General features: G+C 37.2%; 24 protein-coding genes. 10 read left to right on the top strand and 14 right to left on the bottom strand.

Translation table 11 applies throughout. From position 1 onward, the window contains the following. The first annotated feature begins 288 nt into the window (after nucleotides 1-288). On the top strand, nucleotides 289-1,170 hold the full coding sequence (locus ACOH2D_RS02435; RefSeq protein ID WP_348037471.1) for a bifunctional 5,10-methylenetetrahydrofolate dehydrogenase/5,10-methenyltetrahydrofolate cyclohydrolase: 882 nt from the start codon (nucleotides 289-291) through the stop codon (nucleotides 1,168-1,170). 125 nt (nucleotides 1,171-1,295) lie between these two features. Here ACOH2D_RS02435 and ACOH2D_RS02430 read toward each other — a convergent pair whose 3' ends face one another. From ACOH2D_RS02430 to ACOH2D_RS02400, 7 genes are all read right to left on the bottom strand, one after another. After that, nucleotides 1,296-1,721: a VOC family protein gene (locus ACOH2D_RS02430; protein WP_449534275.1), complete on the bottom strand. Its 426-nt coding sequence runs from the start codon at nucleotides 1,719-1,721 to the stop codon at nucleotides 1,296-1,298. Nucleotides 1,722-1,756: 35 nt separating this feature from the next. Beyond that, nucleotides 1,757-2,539 (bottom strand): 23S rRNA pseudouridine(2604) synthase RluF, encoded by a 783-nt coding sequence (rluF, locus tag ACOH2D_RS02425; RefSeq protein ID WP_348037467.1) that lies wholly within the window; start codon nucleotides 2,537-2,539, stop codon nucleotides 1,757-1,759. 17 nt (nucleotides 2,540-2,556) lie between these two features. Continuing rightward, nucleotides 2,557-3,384, bottom strand: a complete 828-nt coding sequence (locus ACOH2D_RS02420) for an alpha/beta hydrolase (protein ID WP_449534274.1) — start codon at nucleotides 3,382-3,384, stop codon at nucleotides 2,557-2,559. Nucleotides 3,385-3,401: 17 nt separating this feature from the next. Next, complete coding sequence (locus tag ACOH2D_RS02415; RefSeq protein ID WP_348037463.1) at nucleotides 3,402-3,770, bottom strand: cupin domain-containing protein; 369 nt, start codon at nucleotides 3,768-3,770, stop codon at nucleotides 3,402-3,404. A gap of 177 nt (nucleotides 3,771-3,947) precedes the next feature. Continuing rightward, nucleotides 3,948-4,931 (bottom strand): YitT family protein, encoded by a 984-nt coding sequence (locus tag ACOH2D_RS02410; RefSeq protein ID WP_348037461.1) that lies wholly within the window; start codon nucleotides 4,929-4,931, stop codon nucleotides 3,948-3,950. 17 nt (nucleotides 4,932-4,948) lie between these two features. Then, on the bottom strand, nucleotides 4,949-5,503 hold the full coding sequence (locus tag ACOH2D_RS02405) for a hypothetical protein (protein WP_449534273.1): 555 nt from the start codon (nucleotides 5,501-5,503) through the stop codon (nucleotides 4,949-4,951). 63 nt (nucleotides 5,504-5,566) lie between these two features. Then, a complete protein-coding gene (locus ACOH2D_RS02400) occupies nucleotides 5,567-7,108 on the bottom strand; it encodes a helicase HerA-like domain-containing protein (RefSeq protein WP_348037475.1) in 1,542 nt (513 codons plus the stop codon). Nucleotides 7,109-7,165: 57 nt separating this feature from the next. Between ACOH2D_RS02400 and ACOH2D_RS02395 the strand changes: the two genes are divergently transcribed. Beyond that, nucleotides 7,166-7,612: a RidA family protein gene (locus ACOH2D_RS02395; RefSeq protein WP_348037457.1), complete on the top strand. Its 447-nt coding sequence runs from the start codon at nucleotides 7,166-7,168 to the stop codon at nucleotides 7,610-7,612. A gap of 55 nt (nucleotides 7,613-7,667) precedes the next feature. Then, nucleotides 7,668-8,300, top strand: a complete 633-nt coding sequence (locus ACOH2D_RS02390) for a 7-carboxy-7-deazaguanine synthase QueE (protein WP_348037455.1) — start codon at nucleotides 7,668-7,670, stop codon at nucleotides 8,298-8,300. A gap of 57 nt (nucleotides 8,301-8,357) precedes the next feature. Here the strand turns inward: ACOH2D_RS02390 and ACOH2D_RS02385 are convergent, their stop codons facing one another. Next, a complete protein-coding gene (locus ACOH2D_RS02385; protein WP_449534272.1) occupies nucleotides 8,358-8,900 on the bottom strand; it encodes a DUF2911 domain-containing protein in 543 nt (180 codons plus the stop codon). 256 nt (nucleotides 8,901-9,156) lie between these two features. On the opposite strand from ACOH2D_RS02385, the gene asnB reads away from it, so the two are divergent. From asnB to secDF, 7 genes are all read left to right on the top strand, one after another. Next, nucleotides 9,157-10,827 carry an asparagine synthase B gene (asnB, locus tag ACOH2D_RS02380; protein ID WP_348037451.1) on the top strand — a complete coding sequence of 557 codons (1,671 nt, stop codon included), beginning with the start codon at nucleotides 9,157-9,159 and terminating at the stop codon, nucleotides 10,825-10,827. 460 nt (nucleotides 10,828-11,287) lie between these two features. Beyond that, nucleotides 11,288-13,228, top strand: coding sequence for a DNA topoisomerase (ATP-hydrolyzing) subunit B (gene gyrB, locus ACOH2D_RS02375; protein WP_348037449.1), 1,941 nt, complete (start codon nucleotides 11,288-11,290; stop codon nucleotides 13,226-13,228). A 168-nt stretch (nucleotides 13,229-13,396) separates the two neighbouring features. After that, a complete protein-coding gene (locus tag ACOH2D_RS02370; protein ID WP_348037447.1) occupies nucleotides 13,397-14,443 on the top strand; it encodes a DUF6588 family protein in 1,047 nt (348 codons plus the stop codon). A gap of 130 nt (nucleotides 14,444-14,573) precedes the next feature. Beyond that, nucleotides 14,574-15,494, top strand: coding sequence for a malate dehydrogenase (gene mdh, locus ACOH2D_RS02365; RefSeq protein WP_348037445.1), 921 nt, complete (start codon nucleotides 14,574-14,576; stop codon nucleotides 15,492-15,494). A 94-nt stretch (nucleotides 15,495-15,588) separates the two neighbouring features. Further along, a complete protein-coding gene (locus ACOH2D_RS02360; RefSeq protein WP_348037443.1) occupies nucleotides 15,589-16,251 on the top strand; it encodes a DUF4412 domain-containing protein in 663 nt (220 codons plus the stop codon). 101 nt (nucleotides 16,252-16,352) lie between these two features. After that, nucleotides 16,353-17,033: a hypothetical protein gene (locus ACOH2D_RS02355; RefSeq protein ID WP_348037441.1), complete on the top strand. Its 681-nt coding sequence runs from the start codon at nucleotides 16,353-16,355 to the stop codon at nucleotides 17,031-17,033. 200 nt (nucleotides 17,034-17,233) lie between these two features. Beyond that, nucleotides 17,234-20,221 carry a protein translocase subunit SecDF gene (gene secDF / locus ACOH2D_RS02350; protein WP_449534271.1) on the top strand — a complete coding sequence of 996 codons (2,988 nt, stop codon included), beginning with the start codon at nucleotides 17,234-17,236 and terminating at the stop codon, nucleotides 20,219-20,221. 451 nt (nucleotides 20,222-20,672) lie between these two features. Here secDF and ACOH2D_RS02345 read toward each other — a convergent pair whose 3' ends face one another. The 6 genes from ACOH2D_RS02345 to folE all read right to left on the bottom strand — a co-directional run bounded on the left by ACOH2D_RS02345 (nucleotide 20,673) and on the right by folE (nucleotide 25,579). After that, nucleotides 20,673-21,167 carry a DUF192 domain-containing protein gene (locus ACOH2D_RS02345; RefSeq protein WP_449534270.1) on the bottom strand — a complete coding sequence of 165 codons (495 nt, stop codon included), beginning with the start codon at nucleotides 21,165-21,167 and terminating at the stop codon, nucleotides 20,673-20,675. Then, entirely contained in the window at nucleotides 21,167-21,997 is an 831-nt protein-coding gene (lgt, locus tag ACOH2D_RS02340) for a prolipoprotein diacylglyceryl transferase (protein WP_449534269.1), read from the bottom strand. The genes ACOH2D_RS02345 and lgt overlap by 1 nt, the downstream gene beginning before the upstream one ends. A 467-nt stretch (nucleotides 21,998-22,464) precedes the next feature. Further along, a complete protein-coding gene (gene yidD, locus ACOH2D_RS02335; protein ID WP_348036655.1) occupies nucleotides 22,465-22,698 on the bottom strand; it encodes a membrane protein insertion efficiency factor YidD in 234 nt (77 codons plus the stop codon). 183 nt (nucleotides 22,699-22,881) lie between these two features. Beyond that, nucleotides 22,882-24,363: a cysteine--tRNA ligase gene (cysS, locus tag ACOH2D_RS02330; protein ID WP_348036656.1), complete on the bottom strand. Its 1,482-nt coding sequence runs from the start codon at nucleotides 24,361-24,363 to the stop codon at nucleotides 22,882-22,884. A 248-nt stretch (nucleotides 24,364-24,611) separates the two neighbouring features. Next, nucleotides 24,612-24,785, bottom strand: coding sequence for a four helix bundle protein (locus ACOH2D_RS02325; RefSeq protein WP_348036657.1), 174 nt, complete (start codon nucleotides 24,783-24,785; stop codon nucleotides 24,612-24,614). A gap of 116 nt (nucleotides 24,786-24,901) precedes the next feature. Next, a complete protein-coding gene (folE, locus tag ACOH2D_RS02320) occupies nucleotides 24,902-25,579 on the bottom strand; it encodes a GTP cyclohydrolase I FolE (RefSeq protein ID WP_348036658.1) in 678 nt (225 codons plus the stop codon). Nucleotides 25,580-25,815 lie beyond the last annotated feature (236 nt).

Here is a 25,815-nt window from a genome sequence, read left to right as displayed (position 1 = left end):
CTCAGTTTTCAGTCTCGGTTTTCAGTCACAGTAGTGGAGCGATAATAGATGATTTTGAAAAGTTAGAAAAGAAGTAATTAAAATAGGAAAGTTGATTAATTATCCTGATAAATTTTGAGTAAAACCGGAAGAGTGAGTACTGAAAACTGACACTGCGACTGAAAACTATTAGAGAAGTTAATTATATGATTAACGACCCTAATTGATTTGGGAAAAACCTCAAGAGTAAGCAACTGAATACTGCCACTGCGACTGAAAACTACTCGCAGCTAATCAAATATAAAACACATGGTATTACTAGACGGAAAAAAAGTAAGCAACGACATTAAGAATGAAATTGCTGAACAGGTTAAAAAAATGAAAGCTAATGGCGAAAAGGCACCGCATCTTGCTGCGATAATAGTGGGCAATGATGGTGCGAGTTTAACTTATGTGGCTAGTAAAGTGAAAGCCTGTGAGCGTGTGGGATTTGATTCTACCATGGTGCGGATGTCCAACACCACCAGTGAAGTTGAATTGCTGGAAAAAATTCGTGAGTTAAATGAAAATCCAGATATTGATGGGTTTATTATTCAGCTGCCATTACCAAAACAGATAGACACTCAAAAAGTACTTTTAGCTGTAGATCCAAATAAAGATGTGGATGGCTTCCATCCGATGAACTTTGGAAGAATGGCTTTGGATATGTCGACATTCATTCCTGCAACGCCGTTTGGGATATTGGAATTGTTGGACAGATACGGTGTGGAAACGCAAGGAAAACATACGGTTGTGATTGGTAGAAGCCACATTGTTGGAAGGCCGATGAGTATTTTGATGGGTAGAAAAGGATTCCCAGGAAACTCAACCGTTACTTTAACGCATAGCCATACCAAAAATATCACTCAAATTACTTCTCAGGCAGATATCATTATTTCTGCACTTGGCGTTCCGAATTTCTTAAAAGCGGAAATGGTTAAGGATGACGTAGTCATTATTGATGTTGGAATTACCAGAGTTCCTGATGAGAACAGCGAAAAAGGCTATCGAATTACAGGCGATGTGGATTTTGAAAACGTCAGTAAAAAAGCAAGCTTTATTACACCAGTACCTGGAGGTGTTGGGCCAATGACGATTGCCATGTTGCTTAAAAACACCTTGTTGGCACGCGAACGTCAATTTAAAATCTAATTAAATCTTAGGAATTACAAATCAGTATTTCGAAATTTAACTTATATAAAAATACGCTTAATCGTGTCAAGGATGACAACAGATTAAGCGTGTTTTTATTGATATAGCTTTAGATGTATTTTTTGCTATTTGGCAAATAATTGTCCCATATCCTTAAAGGCTTTAAATTCGAGTGCATTGCCAGCTGGATCTAGAAAAAACATGGTTATCTGTTCTCCAACCTGACCCTCAAATCGGATATAAGGTTCTATTATAAATTGAACACCTTTAGCTCTGATATTTTCGGCAAAATCATGAAATACGTCCCATGGGAGCACTACACCATAATGAGGTACGGGCACATGCTTGCCATCCACAGGATTGGTGTGTAAATCTTCGGCTGATTTTTCTTTATAATGAATGACCAATTGATGTCCGAAGAAATTAAAATCCACCCAATGGTCAGAGCTTCTACCTTCCTCACAGTTTAAAATGTCCTTGTAAAAAGTTCTACATTCTTCAAGATTGTGAACGGGAATGGCAATGTGGAATGGCGAAAATTCTGTAGTCATAGTTTATGGTGTTGATTTAATCAAATAACGTTTTACTAACTTTTTCTTCTGGATGGACGTTCTGCTGTCGGGATTTTTTTCGTTGGGTTTTCTATGACTTGTTTTGATGAATCTTCTAAGAGTTCATTTAAGTTTTTAAACTCCGCTTCAGTCAATTCGCGATGTGTACCAACCGGAATATCCAATTTGATATTCATGATTCGGATACGTTTTAAGGCCACAACTTCATAGTCCAAATACTCACACATCCTGCGGATTTGTCGGTTCAAACCTTGGGTCAGAATAATCCTGAATTCGTAGGTTCCTAATTTCTCAACCACACATTTGTTCGAAATACGATCTAAAACGGGTACGCCATTCGACATGCGTTCAATAAAAGTTTGGGAAATAGGTTTGTCTACCGTTACAATATATTCCTTCTCGTTATTATTGGTGGCTCTTAAGATTTTGTTGACGATGTCGCCATCATCTGTGAGAAGGATTAAACCTTCACTGGGTTTGTCGAGTCGGCCAATTGGAAAAATGCGTTTAGGATACTTGATATAATCAATGATATTATCTTTTTCAACACGGGTATCGGTCGTGCATACTATTCCGATAGGTTTGTTGAAGGCCAAGTAAACAAATGCTTCCTTGGTATCTTTGATTGGTTTTCCATCCACATGAACGACATCCTTTTCTGAGATTTTTGTGCCCATTTCCGGGATTTTTCCGTTGATGGTTACGCGGCCTGCTTCAATGAGTTTGTCAGCTTCCCTGCGCGAGCAATAGCCAACTTCACTTAAAAATTTGTTGATTCGTTTGAGATTTTCTTCCATAAAACAAAGGTAATAGTTTATGCGTCAATAAATGCGTAAATATGTTCAGCAACTGAGGCATCGATTAAGGAATGGCCCAAACCTTTTGTAGTAATCAGTTTGCTGTTTTTGAAACTGTTTTTTATAAGCAAAGCATCCTTGTATGGAATAATACGATCATCTTCATCATGAATAATCAGTCCTTCGGATGCGATGGTTTCAAGAAATTTTGCCGTTGAAAAAGTCTCTGCCGGACTGCCAAAGCGTTCAACAATAGTGTGTTGTAATTCTGAAACAATGCGTTGATTATAGCCTAACATATCTGTATAGCGTTTCATAACATCTTTAAATTCTGACGGAGATCCAAGCAGAACTAATTTTTTTAATGGTGCGAATTGATATTTATGCTGAAAATAAACTGATGCCATCCCACCAACAGAATGCCCAATGATGATGTCTGGTGAAAACCGATTGGCAACAACATTTATGAACTCGGCGTATAATAGGGCATTAAATATGTTTCCCCCTGATCTTCCGTGAGCTGGTGCATCAAGAGCAACAACATTGAAACCTTTCTTTTTAAGATCGATGATTAGTTTTTTCCATCGCGCAGAATTGCTCTCCCAACCATGAGTTAAAAGTATGGTTTGTTTTGTGCCAAGCCATCTATAGGTCATGATCCGATGGTTTTCAAACTTCAACTCTTCTTGATAGGCGGTTTGTAAAAAGTCGGACTGCTCCTCGTTTACTTTTCCAGCTCTTGGTGTCGTGAATAAATACATCGCCTTGTTGGCTGCATAAGGTTTGGATATATAACTCAGCATATTGATATAATTCCCGATTAATTTGACTACGAGTTCTTTCATAAATCTCTAAATAGGGATTAGTCTTCTCTGTTAACGAGATCCATAGAAAATGCTGGGAGACAAATAGCAAGGTATTCACAAGGCTCGGTATAAGGATTGGAATATTGAACCCGAGTGTTTTTTTGAATTTTTATCGATTCGCCAGCCGATAAGATTATGGTGTCTCCTTCGATGATAAATTGTTTTTTACCGCTGATGATAAATGTGTATTCATCAAATTCTGGGGTTTGAAAAGGTTCACTCCAACCTGCCGGTGCGACCATATGCGCAATGCTGATTTGGGAATTACCATCTGTAGCCCTTCCAAAGTGCTCTTTGATTATTTTTCCATCGGTTGTTGGTACAACAAATGGAGCGTTTTGAATTTTATAGCGTTTATTTGACATTCGTTTTTTCTGTTTTTAAATTTTAATCAATCAGTCCTCAGCCTGTCCGTACCGAAAAGGAACGTTCGGGCGGGTCATCAGTCCTCAGTCATCAGTCCTCGGTCTTCTGTCCTCGGTCATCAGTCCTCGGTCATCAGTCCTCGGTCATCAGTCCTCGGTCATCCGTCATAAGACGCATCACTTTTTACTTTTATTTAAAGGTTTCCGTTTTATCATTCCGCCTTTAGTATCCTTCACAAGTCCCATGATAATAAATGCGTGTTCGTCAATTTTGTCGATTTCTGTATGTAGTTTCGCGAGTTCCAATCGGGTTACAACGGTATAGATAATATCTTTTTCATAGCTTTCGCCATGTGCGCCATAGCCGCCTTTTCCAGCATAAATGGTACAGGCGCATTTTAGTTTTGTAACAATCATTGTTTTGAGTGCTTGATGTTTTTCCGAAATGATGGTAACCCCAACATATTGTTCAACCCCATCCACAACAAAGTCGACCGTTTTTGCTGCAGATAAATAGGTCAATATCGCATATAGTGCAATTTCTATAGATAAAACATAGGCTGCAAACGAAAAAATGATAATATTAATCAGCAGTAATACGTCGCCAACTGTGATGGAGAGTTTTTTGCTGAGCCAAATGGCCAATACTTCTGTACCGTCAATAACACTGCCGCCTCTCATGGCTAACCCGATGCCCAACCCAAGAAAGAAACCTCCGAAAACTGCAATCAATAAACGATCTTCTGTTATTATTGGATAGTCCACATAATGTACGACGAGGGCTAATAAGGCAATGGTAATGCCACTTTTAATCGCAAATTTTGTGCTGAATGTTTTTATTGCAAGAATTAAAAAAGGAATGTTCACCAAAATTAGTAAATAACTCAAATCAATTTCGGTAAAATTATCTAAAAGTAAGGAAATACCCGTGGCACCGCCATCTATAAAACGATTGGGCAATAAAAACCCCTTCAAGCCAAAACCGGCTGAAAATACGCCAATGAGAAGAGAGGTGTAATCCTTTATCGCGTGCTTGATTTCTATTTTAATCTGTCGCGCTAAAGGGATGACTTGTCTATTTTTTATTGTTGCAGACGAGTTCTCTTGCTCAAGTTTTTTCCGAGCAATCGTGACTAACAGTTTTGAGAAAAATGAACTCATCTTTTATTTTTGTTGGTTTAGTTCCAATGCACGAAAAAATATTTAATTTTTGCGTTGTCCGGAATTTGAGAAGCCACAATCGATATGCTTCTATCAAAGCGAAGATTGGAAGGCAACTCGTTTTTGTCAATCGTGAACGAGGCATTGATTTCCTTGACGTTAACAATGATGAAGCTGATAAGATTATCGATTTTTGAAATGGTATAGGCCTTTTCGATATCCTTGAACGTGCTTAAAGTAGAAATCCCTTTCTCAGTCTTATATCGTGGATCCAAGATGCGAACACTGCTCACTGTTGCGGTTGAATCTGCTTTTGTTTTAGGAGAAATACTCAATAGCGGCTTGCCATCTTTGTCAAAGATGTTGATATCACTGATGTTTACCGTAAATTCATCTGCGCCTTTGTAATTGGCAATAGAATCTTTCTCAAAAATCATTTTTAAATATTTGACTTGAGTGGAATCCGTTAAGTTTCCAATATTTTGTTTTTGAATCAGAAAAGGATCTTGATTTTTTCCGCAACTGGTCAATAAAAGAGAAACTATAGCAATGTAAATAAATGATTTATGCATTTGAAATATTGATTTTAACTCCAGTGAAATGGAGGTTTGTTATTGGGTGATAATGGTTTGTGATTACTTTTTCTTCATGACTTTGGACAAAATGCCAAAAACACTTCTTATAAATGTAGCGCTGGTTAGCACCTTTAAAACAGGATTCATTGCTGAACTGCGACGTGTGGTCGTCGGGCGTGGTTTGGACTGTGTTTTTTTTGAAGCTTCCGATGCTTTCTTGTCATTTTCTATTTGCTGTTCAGCCGCTGCACTTTTAATTTTTCTGTTCAACATTTCATAAGCACTGTCTCTGTCAATAGTGTCGTTGTATTTTTTGATCAATTTCGACTTTGAAAGTAAGCTCGATAGTTCGTTGTCAGTTAAAATATCCATTCTGCTCATGGGCGCACGCACCATGGTAGCCGCGAGAGGCGTTGGTTTGCCTTTTTCGTCCAAGGCGCTAACCAATGCTTCGCCAGTTCCTAGTGAAGTTAAAACACTTGCCGTGTCATAGTAGGACGAGTCGGGATAATTTTGGGCTGCTAACTTAATAGCTTTTCTGTCGTTTGCCGTAAATGCCCGTAAAGAATGCTGTACTTTTAATCCTAATTGACTCAATACAACTTCAGGAACGTCAGTTGGGTTTTGGGTTACAAAATAAATCCCGACACCTTTACTTCGGATGAGCTTGACAATAGTTTCAATTTGGTTTAAAAGCGCTTTCGATGCTTCATTAAAAATCAAATGTGCTTCTTCAATAAATAAGATAAGTTCCGGTCGGTCGGTATCTCCTTTTTCAGGAAAAGTAGTATAGATTTCAGCCAAAAGACTTAACATAAAAGTCGAAAACAATTTTGGGCGATCTTGAATGTCGGTCAATCTAATAATATTGATGTAACCTCTGCCATTTTCATCAACTCTCAGTAAGTCATCGACCTCGAAAGAGGTTTCTCCGAAAAACAAATCGGCACCTTGCTGCTCCAGTTCTACAAGTTTTCTTAGGATAGTACCTGTTGAAGCGGTTGAAATTCGGCCATATTCTTCCTCAAATTCAACTTTTCCTTCTTGGGTGGAATATTGCAAGATTTTTTTGAAATCCTTTAAATCCAATAGTGGCATTTGATGATCATCACAGTATTTGAAAATCACTGCAACAATACCCGACTGCGTATCTGACAAATCGAGAATGCGCGACAAGAGGACAGGGCCAAATTCGCTAATCGTCGCCCTTAATCGTACGCCATCTTGTTGAGATAGCGTTAAAATCTCAACAGGAAAAGCTTTTGATTCATAAGGAATGCCAATTTTTGCCTGACGTTCATCAATTTTTTGGTTTCTAGCACCTGCTTCTGCCAATCCGCTTAAATCGCCCTTAACATCCATTAATAGGACGGGGATTCCTTTTTCAGAAAGGTTTTCAGCTAATACCTGAAGGGTTTTGGTTTTTCCAGTTCCTGTCGCCCCAGCAATCAGTCCGTGTCGGTTCAATGTTTTTAAGGGAACATTTACAAAAGCGCCGGCAATAGGTTCGCCATCCAACATGGCGGTGCCTAAAGTAATAAACCCGCCTTTATTGGTGTTTCCGTCTTGAATCTGTTTTAAAAACTCATCTTTTCTGGCCATGAATTCTAAATTTTGCATAAAAATAGTGTAATTTTAGTCAAGTTAAAGAGATAAAAAATGAAACTTAAATCTGTTTTTTCCATCGTTTTACTCATGATGTTTGTCCTTGGGTGCAAACAGACTCCCAATGTGGTTGTGTTTCATGATTCGCATGAGCCAACAAAGCAAGACGCGCCGTTTAGTGATCTGGTTGAGAGCAATGGCTTTTTGTTTTTAAGCGGCCAAGTAGGAATGAATCACCAAACGCGAACGCTTGTTGATGGCGGAATTGAGGCGGAGACTAAACAGTGTATAGAAAATGTCAAGGCTGTTTTAGAGCATCATAAGTCATCTTTAGATAAAGTGGTTAAGTGTACCGTCATTTTAAGTGATATTGAAGATTTTGCTGCATTTAATAAAATATACAAGGAATATTTTCCAAATAAACCTGCGCGAACAACCTTTGCTGCAAGTGGTCTGGCGGTCAATGCGAGCATAGAAATTGACGTAATTGCCTCCAAATAAAAACTTCTATTACTTGCCATCCAACTTTTAGGATTATGAAGTATCTTTGCACCCTATGACAAAGAGTGAAAAACAAGAATTGATAGATAAAGGTCTTTTATTGCCTTTAATGGAGGAGTTTTATACGATACAAGGCGAAGGTTACCATAAGGGAACGGCGGCTTATTTTATAAGACTTGGGGGTTGTGATGTGGGATGTCATTGGTGTGATGTCAAAGAAAGCTGGAATGCTGAACTGCATCCACCAACCATGATAGACGCTATTGTTGAAAATGCCGCTCGATATAGTAAAACCATTGTGATTACTGGAGGAGAACCTTTAATGTGGGATATGGATCCCTTAACTGCAAAATTAAAGGAGAAAGGGATGCAAACGCATATTGAAACCTCTGGTGCTTATCAATTAACCGGAACTTGGGATTGGATCTGTCTCTCTCCCAAAAAGTTGAAACTCCCTACTCAAGCGGTTTACGAAAATGCCAACGAGTTAAAATGCATTATCTTTAATAAAGACGATTTCCGGTTTGCCGAAGAGCAGGCTGCAAAAGTGACTGCCGATTGCATTTTATATTTGCAACCAGAATGGAGCAATCGCGATAAGATGGTGCCATTAATCGTTGATTATGTGATGGCAAATCCGCAGTGGAAAGTGTCCTTGCAAACGCATAAATATTTGAATATTCCATAAAATAAAAAAGAGTCTAACAAAATGCTAGACTCTTTTTTTTATCTCAAAAGATAATGACTATAGTATCGTAAAAGGCACTTTGATTCTTAACGTGCCCCATCCCATATACATCTCTGCTCCTGTTGGTGATTCTTCAAAAACAATAGAGAAAGCTTCTAAAATATCCTTGCTTTTGGTTACGGGCACTTTTATGCGAGCCACATCATTTTCTTGTTTGTAAGTATAAGCACCCCAAACATTAATTTCTGAACTCAAAATAATCGTCCATTCTTTGTCTCCAGGAATTGTAAATAAAGAATAGGTTCCCGGTTTAACCTTGGTATTTCCAAACTTCACAGGTTTGTAAAAGGTAATTTCAGTGGCCTCATTGGCACCTGTTCTCCAAACATCATCATTTGGTGCTAATTTGTTCAGGTCACGTCCTTTTAATTGTGGTCGGCTATAAATAACTTTTATGGCCTTTTCAGAAATTTTATAACTGCTCGGGTAGGTTGCAGCATCCATTGGACTTGGATCTAGATCTGGAAATTTTTGTGCATTGGCCGTAAAAGTGAATGCCAAAGTCAAGGTTAATGCTAGTGATTTAAAGACTGTTTTCATAGAATTCTATTTTGTTTTGAGGATAAATTTAAGAATTAATTGTCTTAAAGTAATTATAAAGTTTATTGCTAAGACGGAAGTTTACATTTATTATAAAATTCCAGCATTTAAAATAAATGAGCTTTTAAATTAAAGATAAAAACTGTTATTTAGTTACAAATTGTAACCATTTTTGACTAATTGGTTTTATAATTAGTATGATGTTCGCATATTTGCCTAAGGTTTATAATAAATATTAATACTAAAGAATATCATCATGTGTGGAATTGTATGTGCCTTTGATTTAAAACAGAAAGCAGAAGATTTAAGACCTCAATTATTGGAAATGTCTAAAATAATCCGTCACCGCGGACCGGATTGGAGTGGCGTTTTTAATAATGACAAAGCGATCATGACCCATGAGCGTTTGGCGATCGTTGACCCTGCTTCAGGAAAGCAACCTTTATTTAGTGAAGACAAAAAATTAGTCTTGGCTGCGAATGGCGAAATCTACAATCACAGAGCGTTAAGAAAACAATTTCCTGATTACAAGTTTCAAACTGAAAGCGATTGTGAAGTGATCTTGGCTTTATATCAAGAAAAAGGGGTTGATTTTATTGATGAGATGAACGGTATCTTCGGATTTGCCATTTATGATGTTGAAAAAGATGAGTATTTCATAGCTCGTGACCATATGGGAATTATTCCTTTATATATTGGATGGGATCAAAACGGAACCTTTTATGTCGCTTCAGAATTGAAAGCGTTGGAAGGTTACTGTACAAAAATTGAATTATTTCCTCCAGGGCATTATATGAGCAGCAAGGATGGCAAATTCGTGCAGTGGTACAAACGCGAATGGGTCGATTTTGATGCGGTCAAGGATAACGAAACCAGCATTAAAGCCATTAAAGAAGCTTTAGAGGCTGCTGTGCACAGGCAATTGATGAGTGATGTGCCTTATGGGGTGTTGCTTTCTGGCGGATTGGATTCGTCGGTAACATCGGCCATTGCTAAAAAATATGCCGACAGACGCATCGAATCTGATGATACGCAAGCGGCTTGGTACCCACAATTGCATAGTTTTTCTGTAGGATTGGAAGGTTCGCCAGATTTGGCTGCCGCAAGAGTCGTGGCAGATCATATCGGAACCGTTCATCACGAAATAAAATTTACCATTCAAGAAGGTTTGGATGCATTGAGAGATGTTATTTATAACCTCGAAACTTATGATGTCACTACTATTCGTGCCAGTACGCCAATGTATTTGATGGCGCGTGTGATCAAGTCGATGGGTATTAAAATGGTGTTGTCTGGAGAAGGTGCGGACGAATTGTTTGGGGGTTATCTTTATTTCCACAAAGCGCCAAATCCTCGCGAATTTCATGAAGAAACAGTGCGTAAATTGAGTAAATTGCATATGTACGATTGTTTGCGTGCTAACAAAAGCTTGGCAGCATGGGGAATTGAAGGTCGTACACCATTTTTAGATAAAGAATTTATGGATGTTGCCATGCGCGTTAACCCACAAGATAAAATGATCAACGGCGAGCGTATGGAAAAATGGGTAGTTCGTAAGGCATTTGAAGATATGTTGCCAGAAAGTATCGTTTGGAGGCAGAAAGAACAATTTAGTGATGGTGTAGGCTATAGCTGGATTGATACCTTAAAATTAATGGTAAACAACGAAGTGAGCGATGAGCAATTGGCAAATGCCAAATACAAGTTCCCATTGCAAACGCCAACAAGCAAGGAGGAGTTTTATTACCGTTCTATTTTCGCAGAATATTTCCCAAGTGATACGGCTGCATTATGTGTGCCTCAGGAAGCCTCAGTGGCTTGTAGTACAAAAATTGCTTTAGAGTGGGATGAGAGCTTTAAAAACATGAACGACCCTAGTGGACGTGCAGTTTCAAAAGTACATACAGATGCTTATGTGAAAGCTTAAATCCTTTATAAACTTGAATTTTTAAATTTCAAAATCTCGCCTTAGCGAGATTTTGTTGTTTTTACTCTTTTTAAGAGATGTTAAAGTCTGTTGAAATCTATTTTAAGGTGTTTTTTAAGCGATTTAAGCTCTTTTTAAGTAATTAACAAATGTTGATAATTTCAACAGTTAATCCGTGAAATACTTTTAAAAGGCCTCTGTATTTCGTATCTTTGTGAGTATCCAAAAATGATGCGCGAGTATCATTTTTTTTATGGCTTTTAATCAGCCGGGATAAGAACCTCAAGTCGAATTTCTTTGATTCAATAGTATAGAATATTGAGTTGTTGGAATGGATAATAGAAAATAAAAATAATTAATAGACAATTATATATGAAACGAGCATGCTAAAAATTAATCGCCCAAGGGAATGATTAATTGCGAACAGCATGTGACCATTAAAAACAATAAATAAAAACACATGAAAGAAGAGTTTAATAAGGATAATTATTCAGCGGATAGCATTCAGGCCTTAGAAGGCATGGAGCACGTGCGTTTGCGTCCTTCCATGTATATTGGAGACACGGGAACGCGAGGTTTGCACCATTTGGTTTATGAGGTGGTGGATAACTCCATTGATGAGGCCATGGCCGGACATTGTAATAATATTACGGTAATCATCAATGAGGATAATTCTATTACTACCGAAGATGATGGTCGTGGAATTCCTATTGATTTACACAAAAAAGAAGGCGTTTCTGCACTAGAGGTCGTTATGACCAAGATTGGTGCGGGTGGGAAATTCGATAAAGATTCCTACAAGGTTTCTGGTGGATTGCATGGTGTTGGTGTCAGTTGTGTGAACGCACTATCTGAACATTTGACGGCATTGGTTTATAGAAATGGCGAAGTCTGGGAGCAGGAATACGAAAAAGGGAAACCAATGTATCCTGTAAAGAAGGTGGGAGAATCTGATAAAAGAGGAACGTCGATTACTTTTAAACCCGATGCAACAATTTTTACGCATACCGTAGAATATAGTTATGATACGTTAGCAAGTAGAATGCGTGAGCTCGCCTATCTTAATAAAGGAATTACAATTCACTTAATTGATAAACGTCATAAAAAGGATGACGGCACTTTTGAGGGTGAAACATTTCATTCAGAAGAAGGTCTTAAGGAGTTTATCAAGTTCTTAGATGGAAATCGTGAGCCATTAACGAAAGATGTTATTGCGTTTGAGGGGGAGAAGAATGGTGTTCCTGTTGAGGTTGCCATGATTTATAATACCAGTTATGCTGAAAACTTGCACTCCTATGTTAACAATATTAACACGCATGAAGGTGGAACGCATTTGTCAGGATTTAGACGTGGTTTGACCCATACGCTTAAAAAATATGCGGATGATTCCGGATTGCTTAAAAATTTGAAATTCGAAATTGCAGGTGATGACTTCCGTGAAGGATTAACGGCCATTATTTCTGTAAAAGTTCAAGAGCCACAATTTGAAGGGCAAACAAAAACTAAGTTAGGAAATAGAGAAGTTTCAGCATCGGTAAGCCAAGCGGTTTCTGAAATGTTGACTAATTATTTGGAAGAACATCCAGAAGATGCTAAAATTATTGTTCAAAAGGTAATTTTAGCAGCTCAAGCACGTCACGCCGCTCAAAAAGCACGTGAAATGGTACAGCGTAAAACTGTCATGAGTATTGGAGGTTTACCTGGGAAACTGAGTGACTGTTCCGAACAAGATCCTGCACTATGTGAAGTGTTTCTAGTCGAGGGTGATTCGGCAGGTGGAACTGCAAAACAAGGTCGTGACAGAGCGTTTCAGGCCATCTTACCTTTACGAGGTAAAATCCTGAACGTTGAAAAAGCAATGACCCACCGTGTTTTTGAAAATGAAGAGATCAAGAATATCTTTACAGCTTTGGGCGTTACCATTGGTACCGAAGAAGATAGTAAAGCGCTTAACCTTTCAAAATTACGTTACCATAAAGTAGTAATTATGTGTGATGCTGATATTGATGGTAGCCACATTGCTACTTTAATTTTGACGTTCTTCTTCAGATATATGAAAGAATTGATTGAAAACGGTCATATATATATTGCCACACCACCTTTGTATTTGGTTAAAAAAGGCCAAAGAAAAGAGTATGCTTGGAGTGATAAGGAACGTGATGAAATCTCAGAACAATTTGGTGGAAGCGTAGGAATCCAACGATATAAAGGTCTTGGGGAGATGAATGCCGAGCAGCTTTGGGATACGACCATGAATCCAGACTACCGTACCTTGCGTCAAGTTCAAATTGACAATGGCGCAGAAGCTGATCGTGTATTCTCAATGTTGATGGGTGATGAAGTGCCGCCACGTAGAGAATTTATTGAGAAAAATGCAATTTATGCGAAAATCGATGCCTAAACGGATCTGATTGTTATTTAATAATGTAAAAAACACCTTAATTCTTAGGTGTTTTTTTATGGCCATATGTTTCGTGGATTAATATTTAGTGTTAGCTCATAAAATCAAGGGATGTGTTGTTTATTAGGGAATTTGTATAAATTTGCCGCGATTTTAATCTACCTTCAAATGAGAAAATTTATTGCCTCTTTTATTATAATTCTTAGTGTCCAATTAAGTAAAGCGCAAGAACTGGAAACTATTTTATTAGCAGCAGATGACGCGAGTTTGTTAACTCAAAAATATTTAAATCCTGGGATGAAGGGCTTAATGTTTAGTATAAATGACGGATGGGCAACCACGGCTAAAGTTCATAAAAAATTTGGTTTCGATATTACTATCGGGGTCAATGCGTCGTTTGTACCAAATAATGCGAAGAACTTTGCGTTCGTGGCTAGCGATTATAAATATGTAAGCCTGCCAGATGGAGAAACTCAATTGCCAACTGTTATGAGTGATAATGATGCCGAGATTAGGGTAGATATCTCTGTGCCCAATGGAAACGGAACCTATCGCGTTGGAAGTTTTACAATGCCAGGGGGAATTACTAAAGATTTACCTGTTAATGCCGTGCCAGCACCAACGGTGCAGATTGGGTTTGGATTACCTTTCAATACGGATATTAAAGCACGCTTTGTACCAAAATTAAATTTTGATGAGGATTTAGAAGCTAGCTTATATGGTCTAGGCTTGCAACATGATTTAACCCAGTATTTTGGACCAATGGAGAATTTGCCGTTGAGCATTTCTGTATTAGGTGCCTTTACAAATATGAGCGTCGGGTATGCCATATTGGATGAAGATCCTAATGATGATGTGGCCGTGACCAATGGCAAAGTCGATTATAAAATGAACACATGGACTGTTCAGGCTTTGACGTCTTTGGACTTTAAAATTATTACCTTATATGGGAGTGTAGGTTATAACAATGGCAAAACATCGGTTAAAATGAAAGGAGACTACGTTTTAACTTATGATATTGAAGATGCCAACGGAAATCTGATTGGTACCACTCAAGAATCCATCAGCAATCCTTTAAATTTAGATTTTGAAGCCAATGGTATGAGAGCAACATTAGGTACGCGACTTAACCTAAGTATCTTTAAGATATTTGCAGATTATACCTTCCAGAATTACAATACGGCAACGGTTGGTATTGCATTTAGCGTGAGATAATTGATTTTACTATATATTAATGCAGAAAGCACAAGAGGAAATTTTGTGCTTTCTTTATTAAAAGCATTTTTATTCGTAATTTCGCTATCATTTTAAACATGAAGTTTCACATTAAAAAACATATATAATTATGAAAGTTACAGTAGTTGGAGCAGGAGCCGTTGGAGCAAGCTGCGCAGAATATATCGCAATCAAAAATTTTGCAAGTGAAGTTATTCTGTTGGATATTAAAGAAGGTTTTGCTGAAGGTAAAGCAATGGACTTGATGCAAACCGCTTCCTTAAATGGTTTTGACACAAAAATATCAGGAGTCACTAATGATTATTCAAAAACGGCAGAAAGTGATGTTTGCGTAATTACCTCTGGTATTCCTCGTAAACCAGGAATGACACGTGAGGAATTAATTGGTATTAACGCCGGTATTGTAAAAGAAGTATCTTCAAGTTTAATTAAATATTCTCCAAACACCATCATTATCGTCGTCAGTAATCCGATGGATACCATGACTTATTTGGTTCATAAATCGACAAATCTTCCAAAAAATAGAATTATTGGAATGGGTGGCGCGTTGGATTCTGCACGTTTTAAATACAGATTAGCAGAAGCTCTTGAGGCTCCAATAAGTGATGTTGACGGAATGGTTATTGGTGGTCATAGTGATACAGGAATGGTGCCTTTAACACGTTTGGCGACTAGAAACAGCGTGCCAGTATCTGAGTTTTTATCAGAAGAGCGCTTAAGCCAAGTTATGGAAGACACCAAAGTAGGTGGTGCAACATTGACCAAGTTATTGGGTACGTCAGCATGGTACGCGCCGGGAGCAGCGGTTAGTGCAATGGTTCAGGCGATTGCATGTGACCAAAAGAAAATGTTCCCTTGCTCCGTATTGTTGGAAGGCGAATACGGATTGAATGATATTTGTATTGGAGCTCCCGTAATTTTGGGTCGTAACGGTATCGAAAAAATTGTAGAAATTGAATTGAGCGATGCTGAAAAAGCGCACATGATTGAAAGCGCTGATGGTGTTCGTAAGACTAATGATTTACTGTAATCAGTAAATTATAAGTATGTAGAATTATATGTGCCTAAAGTCGGAAATTATGATTTTAGGCACTTATCTCATTAATTTAAAACCAAACAAAACCATGAGAAAAATACTGTTTATTACAATGTGCATCTTGAGCGTTTCCATGTACGCTCAAAAGCAAATTGATGAAGGTGTCATCATTTCAAAGCAAACGATGTCAAGTGATAATCCACAAATGAATGCACAGTTGGCCATGTTGGGCGAAATGATTTCAACGACTTATTTTAAGAATGATAAATCCCGTTCTGAAACAAGTAGTCCGATGGCCGGAACGACAGTGTTTATTGCAGACAATGCTTCGAAAAAGGCGATGGTGTTAATGGACAATGCCATGATTGGTAAAAAATACATGGAATCAGACATTCAGCCATCGGAGGAGGATTTAAAGAATGTGACCATCGAAAAAACCAATGAGAAAAAGACGGTGCTTGGCTATGAATGCACAAAGTACAATGTGACCATGAAAAAGGATGGTGCAGATGTGAAAATGGCAATTTATACTACCGATAAATTAAAAGCTATTTCTCAGCAAACTGCGGCACTTGGAAAGGATTTTAAAGGATTTCCATTGTATATGACTGCAGCAGTTGCTCAACAAGGCATGACTTTAAATATGACTATTGAAGTTACAGAGATCAAGGCAGAAAAAGTATCTGACGATAAATTTAATTTGACGCCACCTGAAGGCTATTCAAAAGTGGATAATCTTCCAGGTATGTAAGCCCATTTGAATACTTTAATAATACTTGAGGACTGTAGAAATGCAGTCTTTATTTTTTCATATATTTGGCGAATTGAAAATCCGCGCCCAAATTTTAATTTTTGAAATTCCAAAACGGATCCAAGCCCTACGCGTTGAAAAACATTAAAGACATAATCATCCAACCAAAATGGTACCTCGGTGCAGCACTCATCTTTATTGCTGTATTAGGAAGTGTTTTAGGGCAGCAGCAAACCACAATTCCAAATCAGGAAATTGTATTGCAGTTTACCAATGAGGACATTTCTTTAAACGACGCCCAACGTACAATTGATATTGTAGAGCAAGAGTTACAGCGCATTGGTGTTGCAGATATTCAGGTTAGTGAAAAAGAAGATGGCCGATTGGTCATCAGTTATTACAGTAAAACCAATGTAGAGCGAATTAAAAAATTGTTATCTACTCAAAAAGAACTTGCTTTAGGCTTTGTTTCTTCGGATAAAAATGAATTTCCTTTCCAATTTCCTTCAAAAGAGACATCCATAAGCTATAATCTTGATGTTTATGAAATTCATCATGGTCAAACGTCGTATTCGAGTTTAGGTGGCAAATGTGCTATCGAACTTAAGTCAGGCCAACAGCGATTTTTAAATCCTAACTTTTATATTCCTTGTGAAGCACCATTTATTGTTAACACAGAACAAATTTTAAAAGTAAACTTCAGCTTTCAAAGAGCTGTTGTAATTGCAAAAGATTACCGATCACATAAAATCCCTGAAGTCAGGGCAGGCCCTTTGTCCTAAAGGGTTTAAAGTTTTTTTGCTTTTAATAATTCCTTTTTACCTTCAAAATAAACGATGAGACGTTCAAAAAGCAGCACTCATTTCTATAAAGCTATATGAGCTTTAAACAATTCATACTTAATCATTAAAAACAATTGTCAAATCGTCCGTAAACTCTATATTTGCGCGTTGAAAAATTTGACTTAAAAAAAATTAAAGTAATGCAAAACAAAGGATTAGTAAAGCTGTTTGCTGTGTTATTTGGTTTGGTAAGTATCTACCAATTATCATTTACATTCAAAGCGAACCAGATTGATGATCGTGCCGAGGAATATGCGGCGCGTAAATCTGATGACCCAATAAAACGAGCAGCAGATGAGGCAAGTTATTTAGATTCCATTTCAAACCAAAAGGTGTTTGACATGGGGATTGCAAGTTATACTTACAATGAGGTAAAAGACAAGGCTATGAACTTGGGGCTTGACCTTAAAGGTGGTATTAACGTTATTCTTCAAATTTCTGTTAAAGACGTTTTAAAAGGTCTTTCAAACAACAGTAAAGACCCTGTTTTTAATAAGGCTTTAGATGATGCCACTGAGCTTCAAAAAACAAGTCAAAATCCTTATGTTGATGACTTTTTTATCGCTTTTGATAAAATAAAAGGCAATCAAAAATTAGCGTCTCCAGAGATTTTTGCTAACAGAACCTTAAGTGAAGAAATCACTTTTGATATGTCTGATCGTGCGGTACAGCCAATCATCAGAAAAAAAGTTGACGAGTCTATTATCTCTGCCTTTGAAGTATTGCGTAAACGTATTGATAAATTTGGAGTTACTTCTCCAAATATTCAGCGTTTAGGAAATACAGGACGTATCCTTGTAGAACTTCCTGGAGCCAAAGATGTAGAACGTATCAAAAACCTATTGCAAAGTACTGCACAGTTAGAGTTTTGGGATGTTTATAAAGGTGAAGAGTTTCTTCCGTTTTTAGCGCAAGCTAACGAAACATTAAAGCCTTTAGTAAACAAAGGAGTTAAAAGTGAAGTTGTTGAAACTGAAATTGTAACTGATACAATTGATGATGCCGATAGTAAAATTAAGGAATTGACTGGTGTCATTGCCCAAACAGATTCAACTGAAGTTGGCGAAAACCCAATTTTAGATTTATTAAGAGGTTACGGATCTGGTGGTCCAGTAGTGGCTACTTTTGAAGCGAAAGATAAAGATCAAATCATGGCTTATTTAAATATGCCACAAGTTCGTTCTTTATTGCCAGCCGATCAACGTTACGTGAAATTTGCATGGGGAATCCAAGCAAAAAACAGTGAGTTTGTCGATTTATATGCCATTAAAGGCAACAGAGATAATACACCAGAATTGAGTGGAGCTGTTATCACTGATGCAAGTCAACAATATACCCAAAGAAATCAACCTTCTGTAAGCATGCAAATGAACACAAAAGGCGCTAAGATTTGGGAGGAAATGACTGGAAGAGCTTATGCTCAACAAAGTCAAATTGCTATCGTTCTTGATGATATCGTATATTCTGCTCCAGGTGTGACTACAGGTCCTATTTCTGGTGGAAATTCAGAAATCTCAGGGTCTTTTACACTTAACGAAGCCATTGACTTAGCAAACGTTTTAAGAGCTGGTAAATTACCTGCAAAAGCTGAAATCGTTCAAGCGGACGAAGTTGGTGCGTCATTAGGTCAAGAGGCTATTCAAAGTGGTACGTCGTCTTTCTTAATTGCTTTGGGCTTAGTATTAGTTTGGATGGTTATTTATTATGGTAGAGGTGGTCTTTTCGCCGACGTTGCTTTATTGTTGAACATCTTATTGATTTTTGGTGTGCTTTCGGGATTAGGCGCGGTGTTAACGCTTCCTGGTTTAGCGGGTATCGTATTGACCATTGGTATGTCCGTGGATGCGAACGTAATTATCTTTGAGAGGATTAAAGAAGAATTAGCCAAGGGCAAGAGTCAGGTTGAAGCTGTAAAAGATGGTTTTAGCAATGCATTGTCTTCTATTTTAGATGCGAATATCACAACCTTATTAACGGCCATCATCTTATTTGTATTTGGTACTGGTCCGATTAAAGGTTTTGCAACGACTTTAATCATTGGTATTATTACATCATTATTTACCGCGATTTTCATCACAAGATTGTGTATCGATTGGTATATTAGTAAAGGTAAAAAATTGACCTTCTACACAGCGGTAACCAAAGGACTTTTCCAAAACCTGAATATTGATTTCATTGGGAAAAGAAAAGTGGCTTATATCATTTCTTCAATAGCTATTGTATTGAGTATATTTTCTTTATTCACAAACGGTTTAGATCAAGGTATTGATTTTGTAGGAGGTAGAACTTTCCAAGTACGCTTTGCACAAGAAGTGAATCCTGAAGAAGTTAAGGCAGATGTTTTAGCTGCTTTTGGAAGTGCTGAGGTCAAAACTATTGGTAGCTCTCACCAATTAAAGATTTCTACTAAATATATGGTAGATGTTAATACTGCTGAAGCAGATGATCAGGTTCAATCAGAACTTTTCGTCACTTTAGCTAAATACCTTCCAAAAGGTATGACTTTTGAAGACTTTAAAACGGGTTCAGGAGACAAGAAAATTGGACAGATGTTCTCAAGTAAAGTAAGTCCAACCATTGCTGATGACATTAAAACAGAATCATTCTGGGCTGTTATAGGATCGATGGTTGTGGTGTTCTTATATATTCTATTACGTTTTAGAAGATGGCAATTCTCGCTTGGTGCAGTTGCGGCTGTTATCCATGACGTGATTATCGTATTAGGAATCTTTTCGTTCACCTATACCTTTATGCCTTTCTCAATGGAGATTGACCAAGCGTTCATTGCGGCGATCTTGACCGTAATTGGATACTCGCTGAATGATACGGTTATTATCTTTGACAGAATTAGAGAAACAGTTCTGGAGCGTGGTGGATTTGCTGGTGGTCGTAACGTCAACTATGCAATCAACAGTACAATCAGTAGAACATTGAACACGTCATTAACAACTTTGGTAGTGTTATTGGCTATGTTCCTATTAGGTACAGATTCATTAAGAGGCTTGTTATTTGCTATTATTGTGGGTATCGTAGTAGGTACTTACTCTTCTATACTTTTAGCAACACCAATTATGTATGATACCTTAAAAGACAAAGGTGAAGTTCTTGATGAGAACTCAAAAATATAAGGTTATTAAAATCTTTTAGAATATAAAAATGCCGCTCATTGAGCGGCATTTTTTGTTTTTATAAGATAAGACAAGAATGAAGGTTTTTGTTTTTAAGGAGTTTTTTTTGGTAGCATGAAGGCCGTTAAAGTGGATCAGGACATGCTCTTGTGGGGAACTGCAGATTGTGCATCGAATTTAGTTTATCTATGCTGGAAGAATTTGAAATCTTTAAATCCTTAATAATTAGTTTTTTTCAAACCATTAAGGCATTAAGAATATTAAGATACAATACTTCCAACCAAGCCCTTAATGCCCTTAATACCTTAATGTTTTTCTTAATGGTTATTCTTTTAAACCATTTAGGCATTAAGATAATTAAGGTGCTTCTGTTTTGAGATGAAGTGGGAATCAAGGAATATTGTTGTTTTCAATTTCAACTCCAACTTCAATTTCAACTTCAATTTCTACTTCAATTTCGAGTATACTCAATTTTATCTCCAACCTTCAATCCCCATTGATCTGCTAAGCCTCCATTAATTTCTAAAACATATTTTGCAGGAACATTTGAAGGTAAAGAAGTTTCACTGTAAGGCTGGGCATTCTTCTGAAAACTCACTATGTTGTTGTCGGCATCAATATATATAATGTCTAAGGAGAATTTGGTGTTTTTCATATAGAACGCATGGTAATCTTCCTCTGGAAACACAAATAACATGGCTTGATTCTGTCCCATCGAATCACGGTACATTAAACCGGTTTGAGTTTGATACTCATCATCGGCAATTTCGATATCTAAATTCTTAATGATGCTGTCATTAGCTGTTTTTAGAATCAGTTCACCTTCTTTCTTGAATTCGACCACAACAGGTTTTACCGTTTTTTGATCGTCTTTACAAGCTTGGAATTGAAAACAGAAAGCACTTAAAGTAAGTATGATTATGAGTTTAAATGCAGATTTTTTCATTAGGTCAATTGTTTTTTGGGTTTGTAAGCAAACATAAAGTACAAGCCAATTAGAATAAAAGGAATACTTAGCATTTGACCTGTATTGAGCGCTGAGGTTGCGATGTATTCATGTTCGCTTTGAGGTTCTTTGAGAAACTCCACAAAAAAGCGAATTGCCCAAAGAAGAACTAAAAAGAGTCCAAACAAAAATCCTTGTTGCTCGCTTTTTTTGGTTTTCCAATAAAAAAACCAAAGTAAGATAAATACAAAAACATAACATACCGCTTCATAAAGTTGCGCTGGATGTCGCGGGAAAGCCTCACCATTTTGAGCAAAAACCACTCCAAAATCAGTGCCTGTTGGCTTACCTACAATCTCAGAGTTGATAAAGTTACCAAGCCTTACAAAAACAGCGCCTGAAGCGACAGGAACTACCACGCGATCCAAGATCCAAAGGACCGATTTGTGCAATACTTTTTTATTATAGAGGTACATGGAAATAATCATCCCTATTGCGGCACCATGGCTCGCCAAGCCTTGAAATCCTGTAAATTCAAACCCGCCCTTAAATTTAACAGGTAAGAAGATGCTAAAAAAGTCTTCCGAGAATAATTCGCGTTGATAAAAAATAACGTGGCCCAAACGCGCGCCAAGCATAATCCCAATCACGGAATAAATAAATAAGGAATCTAAAGCTTCTTCAGATTGTTTTTCATTTTTAAAAATCCGCTTCATTATTAAGAAACCCAAAATAAAGGCCACAATCCACATCACACTGTAAAAGTGTAATGTAAAACCAAGAATATCTATGCCTTTAGAAGGATCCCAAACAATTTTAAGTGCGTGCATTGTATATAATTTAATTAGAAGGGTAAATATAATATTTTGAAAAGTAATAAGCGCCCAAGGTTTCGAATTTTACGAAAGCTTTAGTAAAAATGAGTGATTGCTATGAAATATAAATGCAGTATTTTAAGAGGAGGGAAGTGCTTTTAGAAATTTATTCCGATCAGTCCTAAGTTAATTTGAAATTATTAGTGCGTCTTATTTTTGCTGCTAAAAGTTTTGACACGAATTTCACAAATTTTCACAAATTCACTCATTTCCTGAAAATTTAGATGTAAATGATTAACTAGAAATTTCACGAACGGTACAGACTTTTAGTCTGTTTAAAAAAGACTTACAGGATGAATAGTTGGGTTGGCGTGCCAGGGAATATGTTGAGCTGCTGTGATGCTTTAGGCCATAAATAAAACTACTGATTAACTTTTACTGACTTAAAAGTTCTTTTTTGTCTGCGAATATAGAATGGACTATTAGTCTTCTTTCTCTGGAACGGGATCATAACCACTGCCACCCCAAGGATGACAACTAAAAATACGCTTTGTCGCCAACCAACCGCCTTTAAAAAGACCATGTTTTTCCAAAGCTTCCTTGGCGTATTGGGAACACGTCGGTTGAAACCTGCAACTGGCGGGCGTTAATGGGGAGATAAAGGTTTGGTAGACTTTAATCAGCAACAAAAACGGATATGTGAGAATCTTTTTCAACGATATATGTTGTTTAGTTGTGAGTTGTTTTAATTGTAAGATTATCATTTCATTATACTGCTGCTTTGTAAAACAGATTATATGCCTTAATAACTAAAGTAGTAGTAAATTCTATGTGTTATTCAGACAACACGACTCCACAACAAACAACCAACGGCAAACGACAAACAACTCCGAAACAAACTAATTGGTCGTAAAAGTCGTCCCTTCTTTACCGTCATTCAATTGAATTCCTGCCGCAGCGAGTTCATCGCGTATTTTATCAGAGGTAGCAAAATCTTTATTCGCTCGTGCGTCTTGTCGTAATTGGATTAAAAGTTCCACGGCACCTGAAAGTTTTTCAGTGCCATCTTCGGATTGTGTCGCATTTATCAATCCTAAAACATCAAACACAAAGGTATGAACCGTACTTTTTAATAAATTGAGATCGTCTTGAGTAATCGTGGCAGTTCCTTCTTTTATTTGATTGATGAATTTAACGGCCTCAAACAAATGGGCAATGAGTATTGGCGTATTGAAATCGTCATTCATCGCCTCATAACATTTGTGTTGCCATTCTTTGATATGGAATGTTGAGGTGGATCCCGCTTTTAATTCGTCTAAATCATTAATGGCGTCCATTAACCTGAAAAAACCCTTTTCGCTAGCTAAAAGGCCATTATTGGTAAAGTCTAAAATACTTCTATAATGGGCCTGAAGCATGAAAAATCGAGCCACACTTGGTAAAAATGCTTTGGTAATATGCGGGTTGTTTCCTGAAAATATTTCAGTTGGTAATATAAAATTTCCGGTCGATTTTGCCATTTTCTTGCCATTCATGATCAGCATATTGGCATGCATCCAATAGTTTACAGGAGCTTTATCATTACAGGCTTCAGCTTGAGCAATCTCGCATTCGTGATGTGGGAATTTCAAGTCCATACCACCTCCATGAATGTCAAAGTGGTCGCCCAAATATTTTGTACTCATAGCAGTACATTCTAAATGCCAACCAGGAAAACCATCACTCCAAGGTGAAGGCCATCGCATAATATGTTGCGGTTCGGCTTTCTTCCAAAGGGCAAAATCCTGCGGGTTTTTCTTATCACTCTGTCCATCAAGTTCGCGTGAATTGTGCATCAAATCTTCAACGTTACGCTTGCTTAAAATGCCATAAGGCTTCGATTCATTGTATTTTAATACATCAAAATACACAGAACCATTTATTTCGTAAGCCAGTCCCTTTTTAAGAATATTTTTAGTGATTTCAATTTGTTCAATAATATGTCCAGTAGCAGTTGGCTCAATGCTTGGCGGTAAAAAATTGAACTTATTTAAAATGTTATGAAAATCGACCGTGTAGCGTTGGACAACCTCCATCGGTTCTATTTCCTCTAAACGTGCTTTTTTTGCAATACGGTCTTCGCCTTCATCGGCATCGTTTTCCAAATGTCCGGCATCTGTAATGTTTCTGACAAATCTTACTTTATATCCTAAATGTTTCAGATATCGAAAAATGACGTCAAAGGACATAAAAGTTCTCACATTTCCCAAATGGACGTTGCTATAAACAGTTGGTCCACACACATACATGCCAACATAACCGTCAATTATTGGTTTAAATGTTTCCTTTTCTCCTGATAGTGAGTTGTATAATTTGATCTGGTTATCTTTGTAAAGTGGCATTTGTGTTGGGTGTTTGTTGTGAGTTCCGACTTCGCTATAGCTACGGACGGATAAATGTTTGTTGTGAGTTTTTTGTTGTCCTACGATTTTAAAAGGTGATTTCTCAATGCATTTGTTGGTAATGGACTCAATATCTTTTCTGATATCTAAATAGTTCTCTTCAGAAATAAAATTCAGTTCCTGGGAAATTTAAAAGTTCGATAGCTGAACAATAGGCCATGATCATGAGCTTTGTCTTTATAAGTCAGTCAAGCTGTACCTTCAGCATTTTTTGACGAACCTGAAACTGAGCATCGACGCATTTGTGACCTTAGTCCAAACTTTTCATCAGAAGGAAATAAATTTGTAGTATTATAAGTTTTAACTACTAATTTTATAGCTTCTTTCCAAACTTCCAGTTTTTCAATCGAAATAATATGCATGTTATAAAAGTTTAAGTTGTTATGTTAAAAGTAATATATTGGATTAGAACTTAAAAAGCGAACTTATTTTTCTGACTTTCACAACTTAACAACAAACAACTCCACAACTCACAGAATTAAAATTGCGTGTCTAACTTAATATAATCTAAAAATTCCCGACGGGTTTCTTGCTTTTTAAATGCACCACCAAACTCTGCTGTGACCGTGCTACTTTCAATATCTCTAATGCCACGAGAGTTCACACATAAATGTTTGGCATCAATTACGCAAGCTACATCTTCAGTACCTAGTACCTGTTGCAATTCTTTCACAATTTGAATCGTTAATCGTTCCTGCACTTGAGGGCGTTTAGCGTAATAATCGACAATGCGGTTCATTTTGGATAACCCTACCACTGTGCCATTGCTGATATAAGCAACATGAGCTCTTCCTACTATTGGCAATAAATGGTGTTCGCAAGTAGAATATAGGGTGATGTTTTTTTCCACCAACATCTCACCGTACTTATATTTGTTCTCAAAAGTGGATGCATTAGGTTTTTTCTTTGGGTTTAACCCTCCAAAAACTTCGTTGACAAACATCTTGGCAACCCGTAATGGTGTGCCTTTAAGACTGTCATCAGTAAGATCTAATCCTAAAGTTTCTAATATATGGCGAACATCTTCTTTGATGATGTCTATCTTTTCATCTGAAGAAAGTTTAAAGGCATCACTGCGCAAAGGTGTATCTGTTGATGTGCCAACGTGATCATCACCAAGGGCATCAATATCTTGAATATTCTTATCTGTTTTCATAGTCATTTTGTAAATCGATCACTGTCACAAACCCTATTGTTCTAGCGTTTTGATTGAAATAAGGTGCAAAGATAAACAAATATAAAATCATAACATTAGGATGAAGATGATTTTGCTTTTGCGTAAGTGGAAATTTTAAAGCCTGTAATTAGCGCTTAAAATAAATGGTTTACTAAGTGAAGCGCTCTCGAAATTCAAAACTTAAGATTTATGGAATAACAATATTTAATTGATGC

Source organism: Gelidibacter sp. (genome assembly GCF_053579655.1).
This window is presented reverse-complemented; position numbering and strand designations above follow the sequence as displayed.